General features: G+C 68.4%; 21 protein-coding genes. 5 read left to right on the forward strand and 16 right to left on the reverse strand.

Annotated features, from left to right (window positions below):
- Window positions 1–4 precede the first annotated feature (4 nt).
- The 10 genes from ACFZCY_RS35030 to ACFZCY_RS35075 form a co-directional block, all read right to left on the reverse strand.
- Window positions 5–241, reverse strand: coding sequence for a hypothetical protein (locus tag ACFZCY_RS35030; RefSeq protein WP_391182600.1), 237 nt, complete (start codon window positions 239–241; stop codon window positions 5–7).
- Between the two features lie 63 nt (window positions 242–304).
- Window positions 305–949, reverse strand: a complete 645-nt coding sequence (locus ACFZCY_RS35035) for a DUF4232 domain-containing protein (RefSeq protein WP_391182603.1) — start codon at window positions 947–949, stop codon at window positions 305–307.
- A 124-nt stretch (window positions 950–1,073) separates the two neighbouring features.
- On the reverse strand, window positions 1,074–1,451 hold the full coding sequence (locus tag ACFZCY_RS35040; protein WP_391182606.1) for a hypothetical protein: 378 nt from the start codon (window positions 1,449–1,451) through the stop codon (window positions 1,074–1,076).
- 312 nt (window positions 1,452–1,763) lie between these two features.
- Window positions 1,764–2,075: a hypothetical protein gene (locus ACFZCY_RS35045; protein ID WP_391182609.1), complete on the reverse strand. Its 312-nt coding sequence runs from the start codon at window positions 2,073–2,075 to the stop codon at window positions 1,764–1,766.
- A gap of 55 nt (window positions 2,076–2,130) precedes the next feature.
- Window positions 2,131–2,982: a Scr1 family TA system antitoxin-like transcriptional regulator gene (locus ACFZCY_RS35050; RefSeq protein ID WP_391182612.1), complete on the reverse strand. Its 852-nt coding sequence runs from the start codon at window positions 2,980–2,982 to the stop codon at window positions 2,131–2,133.
- Window positions 2,958–3,482, reverse strand: a complete 525-nt coding sequence (locus tag ACFZCY_RS35055) for a DUF6879 family protein (RefSeq protein WP_391182615.1) — start codon at window positions 3,480–3,482, stop codon at window positions 2,958–2,960. The genes ACFZCY_RS35050 and ACFZCY_RS35055 overlap by 25 nt, the downstream gene beginning before the upstream one ends.
- Complete coding sequence (locus tag ACFZCY_RS35060) at window positions 3,466–3,669, reverse strand: hypothetical protein (RefSeq protein ID WP_391182618.1); 204 nt, start codon at window positions 3,667–3,669, stop codon at window positions 3,466–3,468. The genes ACFZCY_RS35055 and ACFZCY_RS35060 overlap by 17 nt, the downstream gene beginning before the upstream one ends.
- A gap of 120 nt (window positions 3,670–3,789) precedes the next feature.
- Window positions 3,790–4,305: a DUF6879 family protein gene (locus ACFZCY_RS35065; RefSeq protein ID WP_391182621.1), complete on the reverse strand. Its 516-nt coding sequence runs from the start codon at window positions 4,303–4,305 to the stop codon at window positions 3,790–3,792.
- 60 nt (window positions 4,306–4,365) lie between these two features.
- Window positions 4,366–4,566: a DUF397 domain-containing protein gene (locus ACFZCY_RS35070; RefSeq protein WP_391182624.1), complete on the reverse strand. Its 201-nt coding sequence runs from the start codon at window positions 4,564–4,566 to the stop codon at window positions 4,366–4,368.
- 12 nt (window positions 4,567–4,578) lie between these two features.
- Window positions 4,579–5,430 carry a Scr1 family TA system antitoxin-like transcriptional regulator gene (locus ACFZCY_RS35075; protein ID WP_391182627.1) on the reverse strand — a complete coding sequence of 284 codons (852 nt, stop codon included), beginning with the start codon at window positions 5,428–5,430 and terminating at the stop codon, window positions 4,579–4,581.
- A gap of 198 nt (window positions 5,431–5,628) precedes the next feature.
- Between ACFZCY_RS35075 and ACFZCY_RS35080 the strand changes: the two genes are divergently transcribed.
- Complete coding sequence (locus ACFZCY_RS35080) at window positions 5,629–5,958, forward strand: hypothetical protein (protein ID WP_391182630.1); 330 nt, start codon at window positions 5,629–5,631, stop codon at window positions 5,956–5,958.
- A 566-nt stretch (window positions 5,959–6,524) separates the two neighbouring features.
- Complete coding sequence (locus ACFZCY_RS35085) at window positions 6,525–7,751, forward strand: hypothetical protein (RefSeq protein WP_391182633.1); 1,227 nt, start codon at window positions 6,525–6,527, stop codon at window positions 7,749–7,751.
- A gap of 31 nt (window positions 7,752–7,782) precedes the next feature.
- Here the strand turns inward: ACFZCY_RS35085 and ACFZCY_RS35090 are convergent, their stop codons facing one another.
- From ACFZCY_RS35090 to ACFZCY_RS35115, 6 genes are all read right to left on the reverse strand, one after another.
- Window positions 7,783–8,346 carry a DUF6461 domain-containing protein gene (locus ACFZCY_RS35090; protein ID WP_391182858.1) on the reverse strand — a complete coding sequence of 188 codons (564 nt, stop codon included), beginning with the start codon at window positions 8,344–8,346 and terminating at the stop codon, window positions 7,783–7,785.
- A 236-nt stretch (window positions 8,347–8,582) separates the two neighbouring features.
- A complete protein-coding gene (locus ACFZCY_RS35095; protein ID WP_391182636.1) occupies window positions 8,583–8,978 on the reverse strand; it encodes a VOC family protein in 396 nt (131 codons plus the stop codon).
- The gene (locus ACFZCY_RS35100; RefSeq protein WP_391182639.1) at window positions 8,975–9,628 is read right to left on the reverse strand and encodes an MOSC domain-containing protein; all 654 of its coding nucleotides are present in this window, start codon (window positions 9,626–9,628) and stop codon (window positions 8,975–8,977) included. The genes ACFZCY_RS35095 and ACFZCY_RS35100 overlap by 4 nt, the downstream gene beginning before the upstream one ends.
- A gap of 43 nt (window positions 9,629–9,671) precedes the next feature.
- Entirely contained in the window at window positions 9,672–10,886 is a 1,215-nt protein-coding gene (locus ACFZCY_RS35105; protein WP_391182642.1) for an acyltransferase family protein, read from the reverse strand.
- Window positions 10,887–10,980: 94 nt separating this feature from the next.
- Window positions 10,981–12,420, reverse strand: coding sequence for a polysialyltransferase family glycosyltransferase (locus ACFZCY_RS35110; RefSeq protein WP_391182645.1), 1,440 nt, complete (start codon window positions 12,418–12,420; stop codon window positions 10,981–10,983).
- Complete coding sequence (locus ACFZCY_RS35115) at window positions 12,420–13,397, reverse strand: glycosyltransferase (protein ID WP_391182648.1); 978 nt, start codon at window positions 13,395–13,397, stop codon at window positions 12,420–12,422. Before ACFZCY_RS35115 ends, ACFZCY_RS35110 begins: the two co-directional genes overlap by 1 nt.
- Before the next feature lie 223 nt (window positions 13,398–13,620).
- On the opposite strand from ACFZCY_RS35115, the gene ACFZCY_RS35120 reads away from it, so the two are divergent.
- The 3 genes from ACFZCY_RS35120 to ACFZCY_RS35130 are packed head-to-tail and all read left to right on the forward strand — an operon-like array spanning window position 13,621 to window position 17,129.
- Window positions 13,621–14,964 (forward strand): DUF6716 putative glycosyltransferase, encoded by a 1,344-nt coding sequence (locus ACFZCY_RS35120; RefSeq protein WP_391182862.1) that lies wholly within the window; start codon window positions 13,621–13,623, stop codon window positions 14,962–14,964.
- 32 nt (window positions 14,965–14,996) lie between these two features.
- A complete protein-coding gene (locus tag ACFZCY_RS35125; RefSeq protein WP_391182652.1) occupies window positions 14,997–16,196 on the forward strand; it encodes a cytidylyltransferase domain-containing protein in 1,200 nt (399 codons plus the stop codon).
- Window positions 16,197–17,129 carry an N-acetylneuraminate synthase family protein gene (locus ACFZCY_RS35130; RefSeq protein ID WP_391182655.1) on the forward strand — a complete coding sequence of 311 codons (933 nt, stop codon included), beginning with the start codon at window positions 16,197–16,199 and terminating at the stop codon, window positions 17,127–17,129.
- Window positions 17,130–17,196 lie beyond the last annotated feature (67 nt).

Here is a 17,196-nt window from a genome sequence, read left to right on the forward strand (position 1 = left end):
TCCCTCAGCCGAGGGTACCGATCCGCCCGGCGAGCTTGGCCACGAGGATGAGCAGTCCGCACAGGGGATTGGTGCCGAACGCCCGCCCGCAGGCCCCGGCATCCGCGGGGTCGGCCCGCCGTGCCTGCCACCCCAACTGCCCCGCGACCACGCACAGTCCGGGCCAGTACAGCGGCCCGAGCCCGGCCACGACCCCGAACCAGGCGAGCAGCACCACACACCCCGCGTACGCGCCGCCCACCAGCACCCGGCGGCGCAGCCGGGTGCTGGTGGGGCTCGTGAGGCGGCGCCGGTCACACCGAGATCAGCCGATGGGGTTGACGAAGGTGGCCGGGTGGGTGGCGCCGGTCTGGTCGACGAGCGGGCCCCAGGGCCACTTCAGGGTCAGCGCGGAGGTCTCGTTCGGCGGGGTGAGGGCCACGGAGGCGGGCATCCAGGCGTTCTCCTCGTCCTCCCCGGCCAGGGCGAGGTTGATCGTGAAGTCGGTGCTGTCACCGGGCGCCAGGGTGATCGAGCCGTACTTGGCCGACGAGCGCTGGAGCGACCAGCTCTGACCGCCGTTCTCGGACCTGAGGTCCACGCCCGGGAAGCCGCCGATCTTGCAGGTGCGGCTGCCCTTGTTGGTCAGCACGATGCTGGTGGTCGTCGGGCCGTCCGCGTTCGGGTCCGGGGTCGCGTCCTCGCCCGTGGCGAACGCCGCCTTCAGGCCGGAGGTGTGGCAGCGCTGGACGTTCGAGCCCGCCTCGACTCTGATGTCGGAGCCCTGCGCCCCGGCGGAGGCGCCCTTGCCACTGGACTCGGCGGTGGCCGCGGACTTCGCGCCGGTGTCGCCGGTGTCGCCCGAGCCGGAGCAGGCGGTCAGGCTGAGGCCGGCGGCTACGGTCAGGGCGGCGACGGCGACGCGAAGGGTGCGGCGGCGGGCGGCGCGGATGGTGGTGTCGGTGCTCATTTCAGGTCCCCCCCAGGGGTAGTCGGAGTCGTTGTCTCCTCGGTACGTCACCCACTCTGGTCGGGGCCGCTGTCGCAAGGCTGCCGCGCCGCTAACACCCGGCTAACGGCGGTCACGTCTGGGGTCACGGGATCTCAGGTCGCATGCGGTGCGGGCTGCACGCGATCAGGCATACGGACAGAAATCTCCGACCCGTGAGATACCAGCCGCCGACCAGGTCCTCGCCACTGGTGACCCGACTGACGGCTCGGCCTACCGCGTCGCGGTCGTGTTCCGAGACGAACCACGCGGCGGCGTCCCGCGCTTGCGCACCGAACCATTCCGCCGCCTGGCTTGGATCGGTCCACGTTCCCTGGATGAAGGATGCGGGCTTCAGCAGCCAGTTGGCCAGTTCCAGGGGGACGACCTTGCTGGATCTGAATTCCGGGCGCGGTGGGCGTCGGGGGCCGTCCTTGAGTAATTCGTGTGCGGATCCGAGCCAGGTGTAGCCGTGGTGGTGCATGTGCTCGCTCTCTCAGTGGCGAGCGGTCCCCACCCGAAGCGGGGACCGCCCTGTCTCACCCGCTACTGACGACCACAGCCGTCACCATCACCACAGCCGCCCTGTTGCCCGCCCTCGGTCGGTCCGTCGTCCTCGGGGTCCTGTCGGAGGACAGCGGCCTTGAATCCGCGTAAGCGCATCGGGATGATTCCCTTCGGTGCTGTCAGCGCGGGGCCTTCCTCGCGCCGTCGTGCACGTGCACCCGTTCCGCGCTGGGCTCGACCTGCCAGGGCTCCGGTCCAGCCGGGACGGGGGTGTGAAAGGGGCCGCCGCTCAGCCCGCGGCGGCCCTCTTGGTCTGCTCCTCCAATGCGGCGCGCATGAGGATTTCCGCGAGGCGGTTCGCGCTGTCGAGCGGAATGCGGCCGAGAGCGACCATGGGGTGCCCCGAGACCGTCACCTCGCCCCGCAGGACGGGCCAGAACAGGTCCTCGGTTTTTGCGCCGTGGGGTACGGCTACGTCGGGAGTGAAGCCGAGGCGCCCCAGCGCCTCCCGCAGTAATTCGGCGACTGCCCTTGCGTCTGCTCCAGCCGCCCGGTGGCGCGCGGAACGCATGGCGTCGATATGTTCCTCGGTGATTTTCATAGCACTCCCGGCCGATGTGGGCTGGGCTCAATCCATGGGCACCTCGGAAGGGTCTCTAGTCTGTTTCCTGTTCATGCAAGAAGTCGTCTCGCACGCTCCCGACCATTCTCCGCATGCCGTCGCCGCTGAGAGCCGTGGACGCGAATCCCTCGAACTTACTGACGTACTGAGAAACGTCTCTCGGATCCGTCACCACAAGTTCGGCGTGGATGGCCTCAACGGTCACGGTCCTGCCGTCTCGGATGACGAACGCATGGTTCGCTATATCGGCTTGCTTGGCGGTGAAAGGTACGACGCGGATATCGATATGAGGCAGCCGTGACAGCGAGATGAGCCTATCCATCTGCTCAGCCATCCTGGAGGACGATACGATGCGCCAGCGCAGCACGTTCTCGGTGATGACGAAACGCAGGCTCTTGGAGTCGTCATACAGAATCTGCTGGCGATCCAAGCGGGCTGTGATGGTACGCGTCAGTGTCTCTTCGCTTAGGTCATGGCGAGCAAGTACGGCGCGGATGTACTCGGGAGTCTGCAACAGGCCGGGCACCAGGGCGGGTTGGAAAAGTTGCAGTAGTGTCATGCGTGCTTCAAGCACCCTGGTCTGCTGTTGTGCTTTGTGCACTCCCAGTCGGCGTACGAGTCGCCACGCCGTGGTCTCGGTCGCTGCCACCCGCACGACGTCGAGGTACTCGGCTTTGACCTCGTCGGAGACGCCGAGTGCCGCCAGGATGCTTTCGACATCCACCACGGATGGCGCGACTTTCCCGGTCTCAATCTTGCTCAGCTTGCTGGTGGACATAACAGCGCTGCGGGCGACGGCTTTGGCTTCCTTTCCGGATGCCAGCCGAAGCGCCCGCAGTGCCGCTCCCAGTTCGCCTCTATTCACTCGCCGTGTTTCGACCACCATTGAGAGAACGGCTCCGCGTGAGCGAGGGCCGTATCCCGGTAGCCGATGAACTCTGCCGCCCGCTCATCGGACAGCGTTTCACGCCCGGTGACGGCCCCCGAGGCGTCGTAGGACATGGTGACCGGGGTCTGGGCGTCGAAGAGCCAGAAGTCTCCTACGCCTTCGAGGGGGTTGGGCTTGTCGGTGGTGTCGAGGATGAAGAATTCCTCACCGCCGGTCTGGTTCGTACGGTAGCCCCAGCCGAGTTCGAAACGGAGGTAGGGCGTGAGCGGTCGCGAAAGGATGTGCACCCGGTAGACGCGCTTTCCCCGGCCGGTGTGCGAGCGAAGCTCCGCCACCCATTCGGCGTTGTAGCCCTCCGGCCGGGGATCTCCCGCCAGGAACCTTCCGTACGCGCCCGTGTTGCCCGACCCGCCGTAGTCGTCCAGCGTCTCCAGCCGGAACGCCTCCCGTTCGAAGGTGTCGAACAGCTCGCCGAGGCTCTTAGACGAGGTTGTCACGAAGGCCCTTCCGGATGAGGTCGAGGATCAGTTGTGTGGGGATCTCCACGATCCCTTCGTGCGCGGGAATGTTCAGCCCGTGGTCGGTGGGCACCTCGCCTTGCACGAGGAGGGTATCCCGGTCGGTGGCGTAGATGGTCGGACAGTCCTTGATGTCGCACGTACTCACGAGCTTCGATACCTTCATGAGTCCCCTCCCTGGTGTGCCGTGTCGAGCACCGATGCTCGCGAGAATCAGTGCTCGCCCGCAAGAAGTTCTCGTTTCCAGAACAGGAAATCGCCACCAGGCCGCTTGGGTAAGGGTGGTTCACCAGGGGCGATACGCCGAGTGCGGTACTGCCCGTTCCCAAATGGATTCGAACGCTGAGGCGACCATCCCTGCCGTGTCCGGATCGGTCCGTACCTCCATGCCTGTGGCGGGATCCCAGTTCCCATTGCCGTCGAAGTGGTTGAAGATGACGATCTCCTGATCGATCAGCCAGCAGTCCGCGCCCGGAAGCGCGAGGTCGGCCGCGCGCCTCCGAGGCAGCCAGCGCACTTCTTCACCGGCGGCGATGTTATGGCTTGCCGTCACGTCGTACTCGAACTTGATGTACTCGCTGACGGGCTCCGAGACGATACGGGCACGCCGCATCCGAACACCACGCGAAACGGTCGACACGACGAGATCGAACCAGCTCCGCCACCGTTCGGCGGGGTCGAAGCGGACGCCGGCGCGCCAGTCGGCGAAATCCGGGTCGTCGGGCGTGTAGATATCCCGCATCTCCAGATGCACCGTCGAGCTCCGAGCCTGCCTCAATGCCTCACGTACTGCTGTGGTCATCGACCTTGAACTCCTCGTGCGGGGTGGCGCGTCGCCACACTGCCTCGAAGGCCGCAGCGATCAGAGGTCGGCGACGTGGTCGAACTGACCTGCCTTGGCGGCGCGTATGAAGGCTCTCAGGGGTGTGCGCGTGGTGGAGAGCGTGGTCTCGGGGTGTTCGCTCTCCTGGAGCACTATGGCGTCACGCTCGCCCACGCGGACGTACAGGCAGTTGGACCCCTCCACGCTGTAGGACGACTTTCGCCAGTGACGTTCGGACACGTGGGCTTCCTCTCAAGTGTCGAGCGCGACGCGGTGCATCAAGTCCCGTGACGCGGGCGGATCAAGCGCGGTTTCCTCCAGCCGGTCCAGAACGGACCGGTACTTCACCAGCTGCGCTTCTGCGTCCAGGAACTCGCAGCCGTGATCGGTATCCAACGTGACCGTATCGAGCTGGGGCACAGCGCCGTATACGTAATCGATCGGCTGGCCTGAGCCGGGGAACGGTCCGCTGCCGAAGGGAATCACGTGCACGGTGATGTTGTCGCGCTCGCTCATTTCCATCAGGTGCTCCAACTGCGCCCTGGCGACCTTCGGTCCGCCGCAGCCCAAGCGCAGGGCGGCCTCGTGAAGGATGACCTTGTACGGCATCGGCCGCTCGCCGTGGAGGATTCCCTGCCTGCGGACGCGGAAGGCGACCCGGTGCTCCACCTCGTACGGTTCGAGGGCCGGGACAGTTTCGCGGTAGAGGGCACGGGCGTGGTCCACGGTCTGGAGCAGTCCGGGCATGTGGACTGCCAGGGCGACGCGCAATCCCGCGGCTTCCTGCTCCAATTCGGCGATGTCGAGCATGACCGTGGGCAGGACTTCGCGGTATTCCTCCCACCAGTGACGGTCTCGTCGTCCAGCCATGGCGGCCAGGGCGTTGATCAGGGCTTGATCGGCGGCGTCGTAGCTGCGCGCGAGTGTCCGCACGCGCTCGGCGCTCACTGCGTATCGTCCGGCCTCAAGGTTGCTGATCCGCGCCTGGTTGACGCCGTTGAGCACCGCTGCCGCGGTGGACGTCAGCCCTGCGCGTTCGCGCAACTTCCTTAGCTCGATTCCCAAACGGCGCTGGCGGACGGTCAATGCGTCCCTTGGTGGCATCCGGCTTCTCCTTCTCGCGCCTGGGCACAGTGTGTCGCGAAAATCCTCCAGGGCCAACTAGAAGATCATCTAATGGATTATAGAAACCCTTCTAGTCGCTGCTCTATGCTGTGAGCCAGACCACTTCAGCGCGACGGTGGCCGCCGACCACGCATGGCCGGTCCTGGCCAACTGCGCTTCTTGGTAAGGAGACATGTCATGACCGCCGTACCCCCGCAGGAAGCCACCCCCGAGCCGTTCGACCTCGGCAAGGAACTCCGCGCCCTCGCCCTCGCCACCGCGCCCCGCCTCTTCGCCGTGGCCCGCATCCACCCGTACGAGGGCACCGACGAGGCGGACGTGGAGATCGCCGCGTGGGGCATGGCCTACGACGGTGGGCACACCGAAGTCATCGCGTCGGGGCAGCGGTTGGTGCTTACCTCGCTCGAGCGGGCGGAGGTGTGGTTCTCCCGGGGTGGGGTCACCGCGCAGCTCGTGTGGCTCGGGCCGGCCGCGGCGGCCTCGCTGGAGCCCGGTCTGGCCGCCTGATGGTCCAGTGTCTACCGTTCCCTGCGGCATGGGCCCCCTGACCGGGGTGGGCCTTCAGTGAAAGCGCCGGCTGGCCCCTGCCCCTTGCGCGCGCCGATAGCCGCGCGCAAGGGGCAGGGGCCAGCCTTCATCGTAGGGCCGACCCAATCAGCTGTGGCCTAGCCCACTTGCCGCCCCTGGTCGATTGAACGACTGGAATTGCCCTTGCCGAATGCGCCTGGGCAGCGAAAACCACAGCATCTCAGAGCAGAATCCTCACCTTCCCTAAGCCGCGCGTGGTTTCGGGCACAGAACAGATGAGTCTTTGAGCCTTTGGAAACGGCTTGCCCATGCCGTTGCTGAGCTGCGAGCGTGCCGTGAACCTCCCGCACCAAAGAGCCGCCGGATCCGCCGGTGGCCATGTCGTGCTGCTCGAAAGGTACTTTGTGATAAGACGCATCCTCTTGCCCGGCCTTGCTGCAGCCGCACTTCTCACAGGTGCGGCAGTCCAGCCCGCTGTCTCCGCCACCCCCACCCGCGACGAACGACCGATAGCGGCTTCCGCCCCCGCCTCCGCATCCACCTCCGTGGACAAGGAGCGCCTGGACATCAGCGGCAAACGGTCCGGCCCCACCGAAGAAGACTGCGCAGCTGCCGCAGCACGAGCCAGACGTGCCGGAGGTGTGAAGCGTGCGTACGGATGTCTGACGCGGCTCTCGCCCGCGGAGGGGAAGGCTGCGCTCCGTGCTGCGGCGGCATCTGCGGGGTCTGCGTCCGGGGTGTCGGCTGCTCCGCTGCCGGTCAACGAGTGCACGGGGGATGAGGACGGCTACTGGTACGCCACGCGCACCATGCAGTGTCAGATCGACCCGAACGTGCAGTACACCTACCGCGACAGCAACAATCAGGTCAAAGCCACCGCTCTGTTCGCCACTGCGCAGCAGCTGGACCTGAAGGTGAACAGTCTGCAGTGGACGGAGACCGATCAGATCACGATGCTCTCCCACACTGGCACTCTGCCCGCCGGCCTGGGCGTGTCGTGGACCACGAACTGTACGGCTCCATGCGCTCCTTCAAGCACCAAGCCGTGGGCCAGGACGCCTATCGCCGACAGCCAGAACCTGACGTCGACTTCCACATTCGTCGCACAGCAGCCAACCAGCGGCTACCAGTACATAGACGTCGACTATCAGCTCTCCATCGGCTCCCCCGACGCCATCGATCTCCTGCCCCCCATTACCTGGGGCGGCGTAGAAGTCCGCTGCGACGACCAGTACGCCGTCACCAACACCGGCGGCTGTGTGGTGCCCTGGTATACACCGACCCTCAAACTCCCGCGCTCCAAGTACGGCTCGTCCGCCGACATGATCGAGTGGGCCCAGCACAACCTCTCCGGCCACTGGGGACTCCGAGGCACCGGCCAGCCCCTCCACCGGCTGCAGGGTGATAGCCAACGGAGAGCGAACCGGAACATCATTTGCGGAAGCACTAAATTCACACCGGACCCGAACGTGCAAAGTGACACCTGCGACGAATTCCCCTTCGCTGGAACGTACGAAACCGGCGCCCTCAACGGCATCACCCACGGCAAGGACTGCGCCCAAGTGACCGCCGTGCGCGCGGGCACCAGCGGCGACCTCGCCGTGGACTGGCCCACCGTCACGACGGTCGGCATCGTTACCGGCACTGAAAAATGCGTCCGTGGGCACATACCCGGAGCACTCAACTCAGACCTGGGATCGACCTACGGCGGCTTCGTGGTCAGCGAGCGACTCGCAGACAGTGACCCGTTCTGGCTGGCCATCACCTTCTGACCCTCTGGCATGGGCCATTCGACTTCGACGGTCAGCTTCGCAGGTGATGGAGGCTGACCGTCGGCAGGGGACTCTCTGCGGTCCCGGACGACAGTGTGAGGCCGAACTCCCGCTCCACCGCAACCAGAGCCATCGCTGGCGGTGACCAGTCATCGTCGAATTCATCGTCGGCTGGGAAGAACCCGGCTTCCTCCAGGGCATGGTTGACACGTGAGGGATCTGCGCCCGTCGTGAGATGCACAGCGTCATCGTCGTAGTGAGCCATGAGCTGCCTGTCGATCGCATGAGCGATGCGGGTCGTACCATCCATCACATGCCAGACCGAAACTGCCTCGGTCCCCACCGACAGGCGCGTGAGCACCGGGGTCTGGAGCAGCAAACCGTGGGCGTCGACGTCGAGAAGGAAGGTCCACTGACCGGCCTGGCAGATACGTGCCGCGGGGTTCTCGTGGCCGAATCCCAAGCGCCGGACAGCCTCGCCAGGGGTGTAGAGCGGGTACGGTGCCTGATCCGTGACGCTCAAGCGGGCCAGCACCTCGTCCGGCGAGACATCACGCACACACGTAAGGCCGAAGTGATCCGACGGCACGCACATGGCCAAGGATGATTCCGTCACTGCATCACGTCTTCCCCTGGGGCGGCCGGCGTGCCCTCACTGACGCTCGGGCAGCGGGTCGGCGGGCCGCACGTCTGTTCGCATGGATCACCAGAACTGTACCGCTGCCCCCAGGGGCGGTTGATGAATGAGTGGGTTGTTTGGGCAAACCCCCGGCCGCCCACGCGACAGCGGACGAACAGCGACGTCTCATCACCCCAACCGAAACGGCGAGGCTAATGGGGTGGTTCCAGGGTGCGCAGGACGCAGAATTCGTTGCCCTCGGGGTCGGCCAGGACCACCCAGCTGCGGCCGGGGCCCTGGCCCACGTCCACCTTGGTGGCGCCGAGGCCGAGCAGCCTGGTCACCTCGTCGTCGGTACTGCCGTCGATCGGGCTGACGTCCAGGTGGAGCCGGTTCTTCACGGTCTTGCCCTCGGGCACCCGGATGAACAGCAGGGTGGGTGGCATCTGCCGGTCCCGGACCTTTTCGACGGTCGGCTCCCAGGAGCCGATCTCGACGTCGCTCTCGCTCCGTTCGATCACGGTGAAGTCCAGGACCGCGCACCAGAAGGCCGCGAGGCGCTCCGGATCGTGGCAGTCGACGACCAACTCGGTGAACCTGCTGGTCATGAATCCTCCGTGCGCTTGCGGATCAGGGTCTTGGTCTCCTCCGGCAGGGCGTCGGCGGCCAGGAGGCGGGGGAGCAGGGTGGCTTCGCGGGTCAGGGCGCGGAAGGCCAGGGCGATGGTGATGTCGTGGGTGGGGCGGCGGGCGACCTCGATCGGGTCGCCGGGAGTGATGGCGCCGGGGACTATGACGCGCAGGTAGGCGCCCGGCAGCGCGGCTTCGGTGAAGCGTTTGATCCAGCCGTCGCGCTCCAGCCAGCCCTGGAAGGTCGCGCAGGGAATCCGGGGGCAGGAGACCTCCAGGACCACTTCGGGGCCGATGTGCCAGCGCTCGCCGATCAGTGCGCCGTTGACGTCCAGGCCGAGGGTGGTGAGGTTCTCGCCGAAGACGCCGTTCTTCAGGGGCCTGCCCAGCTCGGCTTCCCAGCCGTCGAGGTCCTCGCGGGCGTAGGCGTAGACGGCCTGGTCGGGGCCGCCGTGGTGTTTCACGTCGTACGCCCGGTCGCCGTCGAGGCCGACCGCCCCCGTGCCTTTGGGGCCGGGGGCGGTGACGGTGACCGGGCCGTCGACGGGGCGTTTGTCGATGCCCGTGGCGCTGAGGCCCTTCCACGGGTTGGGCCGGGGCGTGCCGACGTTCACGGAGAGCAGCTTCATGGGGGTGACGGTAGGGACCGCCGGGCCCTGAAGCGAAGTATTTTCAGCGCACCCGGGCCGCCGAGAGGGAGCGTTTCAGCACCGGGGTGAGGCGCTGTTCCACGAAGCGGTAGAGCAGCCACGCAAGGGTCAGCATCAGCAGGATGGTCAGGGCGAAGGTGGCGTACGAGGGGAGGCCGAGGGTGCGGTGGAGGTAGCCGACGACGACCCAGCCCAGGTGCTCGTGGACCAGGTAGAACGGGTACGTCAGCGCGCCCGCGACCGTCAGCCAGCGCCAGTTGGCCCACTGGAGCTTGCCGAGGGCGACCAGGGCGACGGCGAGGTAGCCGAAGGCGACGATCGCGACGATGCCGAAGGCGGAGCGGTAGGAGAAGAAGTCCGGGTTGGGGCGGTGCCACAGCTCGGAGACCGCGTAGTGCTGGCCGATGAGGAAGCTGAGAGCGACGATGCCCCAGGCCGTGGCGTCGTGGCCGTAGCGGTGGATCAGGTAGAGGCCGATGCCGCCGATGAAGTACGGGGCGTAGTTCGGCATCAGGACGAGGTCCAGCAGGGGCTGGTTCGCCGCGTCGGTGATCGCGGCGGCCAGGGTCCACACCGCGCAGAAGAGGACCACGCGCTGTCGGCTGGCGCCCGGCAGGACGACGAACAGCGCGAAGAGGGCGTAGAAGCGCAGCTCGGCCCAGAGGGTCCAGCACACGCCCAGGACCCGGTCGGCGCCCAGCGGTTGCTGGAGCATGGTCAGGTTGAGCAGGGTGTCGCTGGGCGAGACCGTCTCGAACGCCACCCAGGGCAGCGCGAAGACGACGGTGATCAGCAGGATCGCGGCCCAGTAGGCGGGGAAGAGCCGGGAGACGCGGGAGGCGAAGAAGGAGCGCAGCGGGCGTCCCCAGCCGCTCATGCAGATGACGAAGCCGCTGATCACGAAGAAGATCTGGACGCCCAGGCAGCCGTACGCGAAGTACGACGAGGCGGTGGGGAAGATGTGGCGCGGGGAGGTGCCCCACGCCTGGGCTATCTCGCCGTCGCGGCCGCCGTAGTGGTACGCGGCGACCATGAGCGCGGCCAGCAGCCGCAGCCCGTCCAGGGCGCGCAGCCGCACCGGCTGCCCCTTGCGGCCCGGGGCCGGCTGTCCCGGTCCCTGCCCCGGCTCGGGCTGCCCCGGCCCCAGCCCCGGTTCGCGCTGGGACGGGACCGAGACGGGGGCCGGGGCTATCGGGCCCGCTTCGGGGGCGGGCGGCGCGCCCGCGCCCGCGGTCATGACGCCACCCCCGAGGCGCCGGTGCGTATGTGGCTTACCCCGTGGTCGGCGGTCACGCCGTGGCTCCTTCTGGTAAGACGAGCAGTCGGATGGGTCAGCTGGTGGCGGTCTTCTTCAGCGCCGCCTTCTTCAGCGCCCGGGCGCGGCGCGCGACCCGCCGCACCGTCTCGTTGCGCGGGATGAAGCCGAGCTGGGACGGGACGGCCCCGGGCAGGGCGAGCGCGGTCAGCCGGCGGCGCTTGAAGTAGCGCCAGGTGTGGGCGTCCAGATGGGCGGCGAGATAGCGCTCCGCGGCGGGCCGCAGACCGGGGTAGATCTTCGCCTGCATGCAGAAGCCGACGGCGGAGACGAGCCCGTTCAGCTTCTGTCCCGACCGCTCGTCCACCGGACCGGCACCCGTACCGGCGGACACCGCCTTGTGGTCCTCCAGGTCCGGCAGCAGCGCGTCCACGATGGTGACGGGCACCCGGTTGCTGTTCTGGTACGGGGTCAGCCGCTCCAGCAGCACATCGGTGCCGATGCGGGCCACCGGCAGTCCGTAGAAGACGCTCGCGGTGAGCAGCGCGGTGGAGAAGCAGCCGATGACCAGGCCGGGTTCCATGCGCTGGTACAGCACCTCGGCGAGGACCGGGGTGTCCATGACGGTCAGCTCCGCGCCCAGTTCCGCGGCCTTCTTCTCCAGCATCCGCGACCAGCGCGCCGGGGCGGTGGGGTGCGGTTTGAAGACGACGGTGCGGTGGCCGAGCGCGACCGCGCCCCGCAGCATCCGCACATGCAGCTCTTCCTCCTCCTCCGGAGTGAGGATGTCCAGCGCGGACAAGTACTGACCGAGCATCAGGGCGGGCCCGGTGCCGGTGGCGACACGCTCAGTCGAAGAAGCAGTCGCGGAGGCGACGGTGCGCGGGGCGGCCTCGGCGATCTCGGCGAGCACCTTGGTGAACGTCTCGGTCGGCAGCACCTCGGCCGGTACGTCGAACTCGGTGAGCAGCAGCGGCTTCAGCCCCGGCACCAGGTCGAGGTGGAGCAGCCGGCGGATGCGGGTGCCGACCAGCGGGTGGAGCTTGTTACGGGTCGGGCCGTAGCTCATCAGCCCGTCGGCGTAGACGTCGATGGGCGCGCCCTGGAACACCTGGGCGATCGCCATCGCGGGGCTGACCTGGATGGACTCCAGGATCAGCTCGATGTCGTCCTCGCCGAGGTTCCACAGCAGCCGCAGATGGCGCTCCCACAGCGGGGCGTCGTCCTGGCGCGGGGACCAGCCGCCGGGGTGGAAGGGGCTGATCGTCTCGTTCCAGGACAGCACCCGGTCGAAGCGCGGCCGCAGCCGCTCGAAGCCCGGCATGTCGTCGACGGCGGGCGTGGTCTCCGGCGTCGCGGCGTTGTTGCTGACCAGCAGCAGACGGCGGTCGGCCGGTCCGACGCTGCCCGCGTCGATCGCGGCGGCGAGGGTGGCCGCCCCGTACAGGGTGGAGGCCATGAAGATCTGGGTGCGCTTGCGTTCGCCGCGCGGGGTGTACGTCATGGTCGCGGACATCAGGCCGCCACCTCCGTACCGGCGCCGCGGCGCTTCATCCGCCGCAGCCGGGCGGCACGCTCGTAGTCCATGGAATCCAGCGCGTCCTTCAGTACGTCCTGGGGCATGCGCTTCAGCGCGGCCGCCGACATCGAACGGAGCTTGCGGGCCACCTGCGGCTCGAAGCGTTCGATGTTTCCGAGATGGTGGGAAATGATCGCGCAGTAGGTGCGCACGGCCTTGGGGAGCAGGGTGTCCGCGTCGCGGTCCCGCGCCGTTTCCTCGATGACCTGGTCGAAGGCGCGGATGAAGTCGAGCTGCCGCACATCGCCGATCTGGGTGAGCGAGGAGGAGACGCCGCGCCGGTAGAAGACGCCGTGCAGGCCGAGGACGGCGAAGCTGCGCGCCTCGCGGTGCAGCCGCCAGATCCAGGGCCGGTCCTCGGCGGTGCGCAGCCCGTGGGTGAAGTGGAGAAGCCCCTCGTCGGCCAGCCGCCGGTGGTACATGCCCGCCCAGGCGAAGGCGTAGTCGACCGAGGTGGAGCGGTCGGCGGGGAGGATCACCTCCCGCGGGTTCATCACCTGGTCGCGCAGGCCGTGCGGCACCCGGTGGACCGACCGCTTGCGGCCGGTGCACTGGACGTGGTCGGTGCGCACGAAGTCGCACCCCAGGTCCTCCATGGCGGCGAGCAGCTGCTCGTAATACCCGGGGGCGAGCCAGTCGTCGCCGTCGAGAAAGGTGATGTACTCGCCGGTGGCCGCGTCCAGACCGGTGTTGCGCGCGGTGGCGAGCCCGCCGTTCTGCTCATGACGGATGTAGACGGCCCCCGGAAGCTCGCGCTCGGCGCGCTCGAGGATCTCCGGTGTCCCGTCGGTCGCATGGTCGTCGACGAGAATGAATTCGAAGTCCTCGCGTGCGTTCGCACGAAGACTTCTGAGCGTGTCAGGGGCATAGGTCTGCACGTTGTAGAACGGCACGATGACGGAGAGCTTAACCACGCGGGTGACGCTAGGTCGCCGGGCGGCATTCGTCTTGACCGTAGGTGTACGTGAAGGTGAACGAAGAACGTCGGAACGGTTAACCCGCTGCTCCGGCCAGCCGATTCGCCATTCGTCGACGCGCTGTTAACCCTTTGTTGCTCCTGCGTTGGGCCGTGAATCGAAATCCCTTCCTAGCGTCTCCGACGTGCCCTCACGTATCAAATCCTCTGTGCGAGTAGCCGTGCTCGCCGACTCCGACACCCGGTGGAAATGGGGCGCGCTCACCGCGCAGCGCCTCGTCCCCGACAGCTCGGATTCCCAGGAAGCGGGTTCAGCGGATTCAGGCCGACGCCTGGACGGCTACCTGCTGCGCGGCCGCGCCACGCCGACCGTCCGGCAGCTCGCCGAGGTCGGGGTGCGCACGGACTCGCTGCGCGAGGTGACGGGCATCGAGTTCATCCGGTCCATGGACCGCGAGAAGTACGACGTGATCGTGCTGTCCCTGGTGGGCGGCGGCGTCCAGGCCATGCTGCACGCCCTCGCCCACGCCTGGCAGGGCGCCACCCGCCGCCCGGTGATCGTCACCGGCTATGTGGGCGTCGTCTACGAGAAGCTGGCCGACGGGCTGCTGCTGCGGCACGGCGCCGACGTGGTGCTCGCCAACTCGCGCCATGACGCCGACCGGTTCCGCGAGGTGTACACGGGCGTCGGCGCCTCCGGCGACAGCGTCACCGAGTGCGCGCTCCCCTTCCTGGGCGGCGCCCGCTACGACGAGAAGGCCCGGCAGGCGCGTAGGTACCCCGGCGGCACGGTGGTGTTCGCCGTCCAGCCGTCCGTGCCGGACAACCGCGCCGACCGTACGTACCTGCTGCGCCGGGCCGTCGATCACGCCCGCCGCCACCCGGACCGCGAGGTCGTGGTGAAGCTGCGCTCCAAGCCGGGCGAGCACACCACGCACATCGAGGAACTGCCGTACCAGAAGCTGATCGCCAAGTTCGGCGACGGGCTGCCGCCCAACTTCCGCCTCGCGTACGGGAACATGGGCGAGGTCCTGGACACCACCGACCTGCTGGTCACCATCAGCTCCACGGCCGCCCTGGAGTCCCTGCACCGCTCCATCCCGACCGCGATCCTCACCGACCTCGGGATCCGCGAGCCGCTGGGCAACCACCACTTCCTCGGCTCCGGCTGTCTGGCCTCGTGGGACGAGCTGGACGCCGGATACCGGCCCGAGCCCGACCCGGAGTGGCTCGCCCGCCAGGGCGTGGCCGCCGAGGGGTCGTACGAGACCGCGTTCGACACCGCCCGGGACAAGGTCTCCGCCCTGGCCGCCGCCGAAACCCTCCCGGCGCTCGCCCCCTACTACACCCCGGCCACCGCGCCCGGCTATCTGCCGCGGATCCTCGAGCGCTACGGCTTCGAGCCGGACGGACGGCCCCGCCCGGGCGCCGCCTCCCTGGACGAGGCCGAGGTCAGCGGATTGCGGCGGGTCGTACGCAACACCATGCGGGACGCGGCGCGCGGCGCCTACCGGCATGGCGTCCAGCGCGTGGCCCCGGTCATCCGGCGGATGGGGGAGCTGTGAGCGTCTTGTCCGAATCCCCTGAAGGAGCCGCCATGCCCGCATCGAGCCCCTGTGTGCTCGCCGTGATCCCCGCCCGCGGCGGGTCGAAGGGCGTGCCCGCCAAGAACCTCGCCGCCGTCGGCGGTGTGCCGCTGGTCGCCCGCGCCGTCGGGGAGTGCCGGGCCGCCCGCCTGGTGACCGACGTGGCCGTCTCCACCGACGACGCGGGCATCGCCGCCGCGGCGCGCGGCGCGGGCGCCGTGGTCATCCAGCGGCCGACCGACATCGCGGGCGACACCGCCACCAGCGAGGCCGCGGTCATCCACGCGATGGACGCGTACGAGGCGATGCACGGCACCACCGTGGATGTCGTCCTCCTGGTGCAGTGCACCAGCCCGTTCATCGTCCGCGAGGACATCGACGGGGTGGCCGGCGCGGTCGCCGAGCAGGGCGCGGACAGCGCGCTGACGGTGGCCCCGTTCCACGGCTTCGTCTGGCGCGAGGGCGACGATCCGGCCGCGGACGGCGGCGACGGCGTCAACCACGACAAGTCGTACCGCCCGCGCCGCCAGGACCGCCCCCAGGACTTCCTGGAGACCGGCGCCGCCTACGCCATGGACGCGCGCGGTTTCCGCGAGGCCGGGCACCGCTTCTTCGGCCGCACCGAGCTGGTGCGCACCGACGCCGCCCGGGTGCTGGAGGTCGACGACCCGCACGACCTGGCCCGCGCCCGCGCCCTCGCCCCGCTGCTGGACGCGGAGCGCCCGGGCGCCCTCCCCACCCGCGACGACATCGACGCGGTGGTACTCGACTTCGACGGCACCCAGACCGACGACAGGGTGCTGATCGATTCCGAAGGACGTGAACTCGTCTCCGTGCACCGCGGCGACGGGCTCGGGATCGCCGCACTGCGCCGCGCCGAGCTGGCGCTGCTGATCCTGTCCACGGAAAAGAACCCGGTCGTCGCCGCACGGGGCCGCAAGCTGCAGGTCCCCGTGCTCCACGGCATCGACCGCAAAGATCTCGCACTGAAGCAGTGGTGCGAGGAGCAGGGCATCGCGCCGGAGCGCGTGCTCTACGTCGGCAACGACGTCAACGACCTCCCGTGTTTCGGCCTCGTCGGCTGGCCCGTGGCGGTCGCAGGTGCGCACGACGTCGTGCGCGGCGCTGCACGTGCGGTCACCTCCACCCCCGGAGGAGACGGCGCGATCCGCGAGATCGCCTCGTGGATTCTCGGAAAGGAACTGTCTTAAGTGAGCTCCAACTCTCGCCTCCGCACCCTCGGCGCGAAGACCGCCGGACCCGGCCAGCCGGTCTACGTCACCGGTGAGATCGGCATCAACCACAACGGCGACCTGGAGAACGCGTTCAAGCTGATCGACGCCGCCGCCGAGGCCGGCTGTGACGCGGTCAAGTTCCAGAAGCGAACCCCGGAGATCTGCACCCCGCGTGACCAGTGGGACATCGAGCGGGACACGCCCTGGGGCCGGATGACCTACATCGACTACCGCCACCGCGTGGAGTTCGGCGAGGACGAGTACCGCGCCATCTCCGAGCACTGCAAGAAGCGCGGCATCGACTGGTTCGCCTCCCCGTGGGACACCGAGGCCGTCGCCTTCCTGGAGAAGTTCGACGTCCCGGCGCACAAGGTGGCCTCCGCCTCGCTGACCGACGACGAGCTGCTGCGCGCCCTGCGGGCGACCGGCCGCACGATCATCCTGTCGACGGGCATGTCCACCCCGAAGCAGATCCGCCACGCGGTGGAGGTGCTCGGCAGCGACAACATCCTGCTGTGCCACGCCACCTCCACGTACCCGGCCAAGGCCGAGGAGCTGAACCTGCGCGTGATCAACACGCTGCAGGCCGAGTACCCCAACGTGCCGATCGGCTACTCCGGCCACGAGACCGGTCTGCAGACCACGCTGGCCGCCGTCGCGCTCGGTGCCGCGTTTGTCGAGCGCCACATCACCCTGGACCGCGCCATGTGGGGCTCGGACCAGGCCGCCTCCGTCGAGCCGCAGGGTCTCGCCCGCCTGGTGCGTGACATCCGCGTGGTCGAGGAGTCGCTGGGCGACGGCGTCAAGAAGGTCTACGAGAGCGAGCTGGGCCCGATGAAGAAGCTGCGCCGGGTCTCCGGTGTGGTCGCCGACGCCGAGGCCGACGACCGCGAGCCCGTCGCGGTCTGAAGCTCTCTTCCGTGATTCCACCGGCCGGTCGGACCGGCCCACGCCCGGAAGCGGCGGAATCCCCCGA

This window comes from Streptomyces sp. NPDC007983 (assembly GCF_042958345.1).
Taxonomy (GTDB): Bacteria; Actinomycetota; Actinomycetes; order Streptomycetales; family Streptomycetaceae; genus Streptomyces.

Excerpts from the sequence above, each read along its gene's own strand:
- ACFZCY_RS35075 (WP_391182627.1), bottom strand. The coding sequence starts at position 5,430 with ATGCCACCAAGGGACGCATTGACCGTCCGCCAGCGCCGTTTGGGAATC.
- ACFZCY_RS35105 (WP_391182642.1), bottom strand. The coding sequence starts at position 10,886 with ATGACCGCGGGCGCGGGCGCGCCGCCCGCCCCCGAAGCGGGCCCGATA.
- ACFZCY_RS35045 (WP_391182609.1), bottom strand. The coding sequence starts at position 2,075 with ATGAAAATCACCGAGGAACATATCGACGCCATGCGTTCCGCGCGCCAC.
- ACFZCY_RS35100 (WP_391182639.1), bottom strand. The coding sequence starts at position 9,628 with ATGAAGCTGCTCTCCGTGAACGTCGGCACGCCCCGGCCCAACCCGTGG.
- ACFZCY_RS35040 (WP_391182606.1), bottom strand. The coding sequence starts at position 1,451 with ATGCACCACCACGGCTACACCTGGCTCGGATCCGCACACGAATTACTC.
- ACFZCY_RS35125 (WP_391182652.1), top strand. The coding sequence starts at position 14,997 with ATGCCCGCATCGAGCCCCTGTGTGCTCGCCGTGATCCCCGCCCGCGGC.
- ACFZCY_RS35065 (WP_391182621.1), bottom strand. The coding sequence starts at position 4,305 with ATGACCACAGCAGTACGTGAGGCATTGAGGCAGGCTCGGAGCTCGACG.
- ACFZCY_RS35095 (WP_391182636.1), bottom strand. The coding sequence starts at position 8,978 with ATGACCAGCAGGTTCACCGAGTTGGTCGTCGACTGCCACGATCCGGAG.
- ACFZCY_RS35080 (WP_391182630.1), top strand. The coding sequence starts at position 5,629 with ATGACCGCCGTACCCCCGCAGGAAGCCACCCCCGAGCCGTTCGACCTC.
- ACFZCY_RS35110 (WP_391182645.1), bottom strand. The coding sequence starts at position 12,420 with ATGTCCGCGACCATGACGTACACCCCGCGCGGCGAACGCAAGCGCACC.
- ACFZCY_RS35090 (WP_391182858.1), bottom strand. The coding sequence starts at position 8,346 with ATGTGCGTGCCGTCGGATCACTTCGGCCTTACGTGTGTGCGTGATGTC.
- ACFZCY_RS35050 (WP_391182612.1), bottom strand. The coding sequence starts at position 2,982 with ATGGTGGTCGAAACACGGCGAGTGAATAGAGGCGAACTGGGAGCGGCA.
- ACFZCY_RS35035 (WP_391182603.1), bottom strand. The coding sequence starts at position 949 with ATGAGCACCGACACCACCATCCGCGCCGCCCGCCGCCGCACCCTTCGC.
- ACFZCY_RS35060 (WP_391182618.1), bottom strand. The coding sequence starts at position 3,669 with ATGAAGGTATCGAAGCTCGTGAGTACGTGCGACATCAAGGACTGTCCG.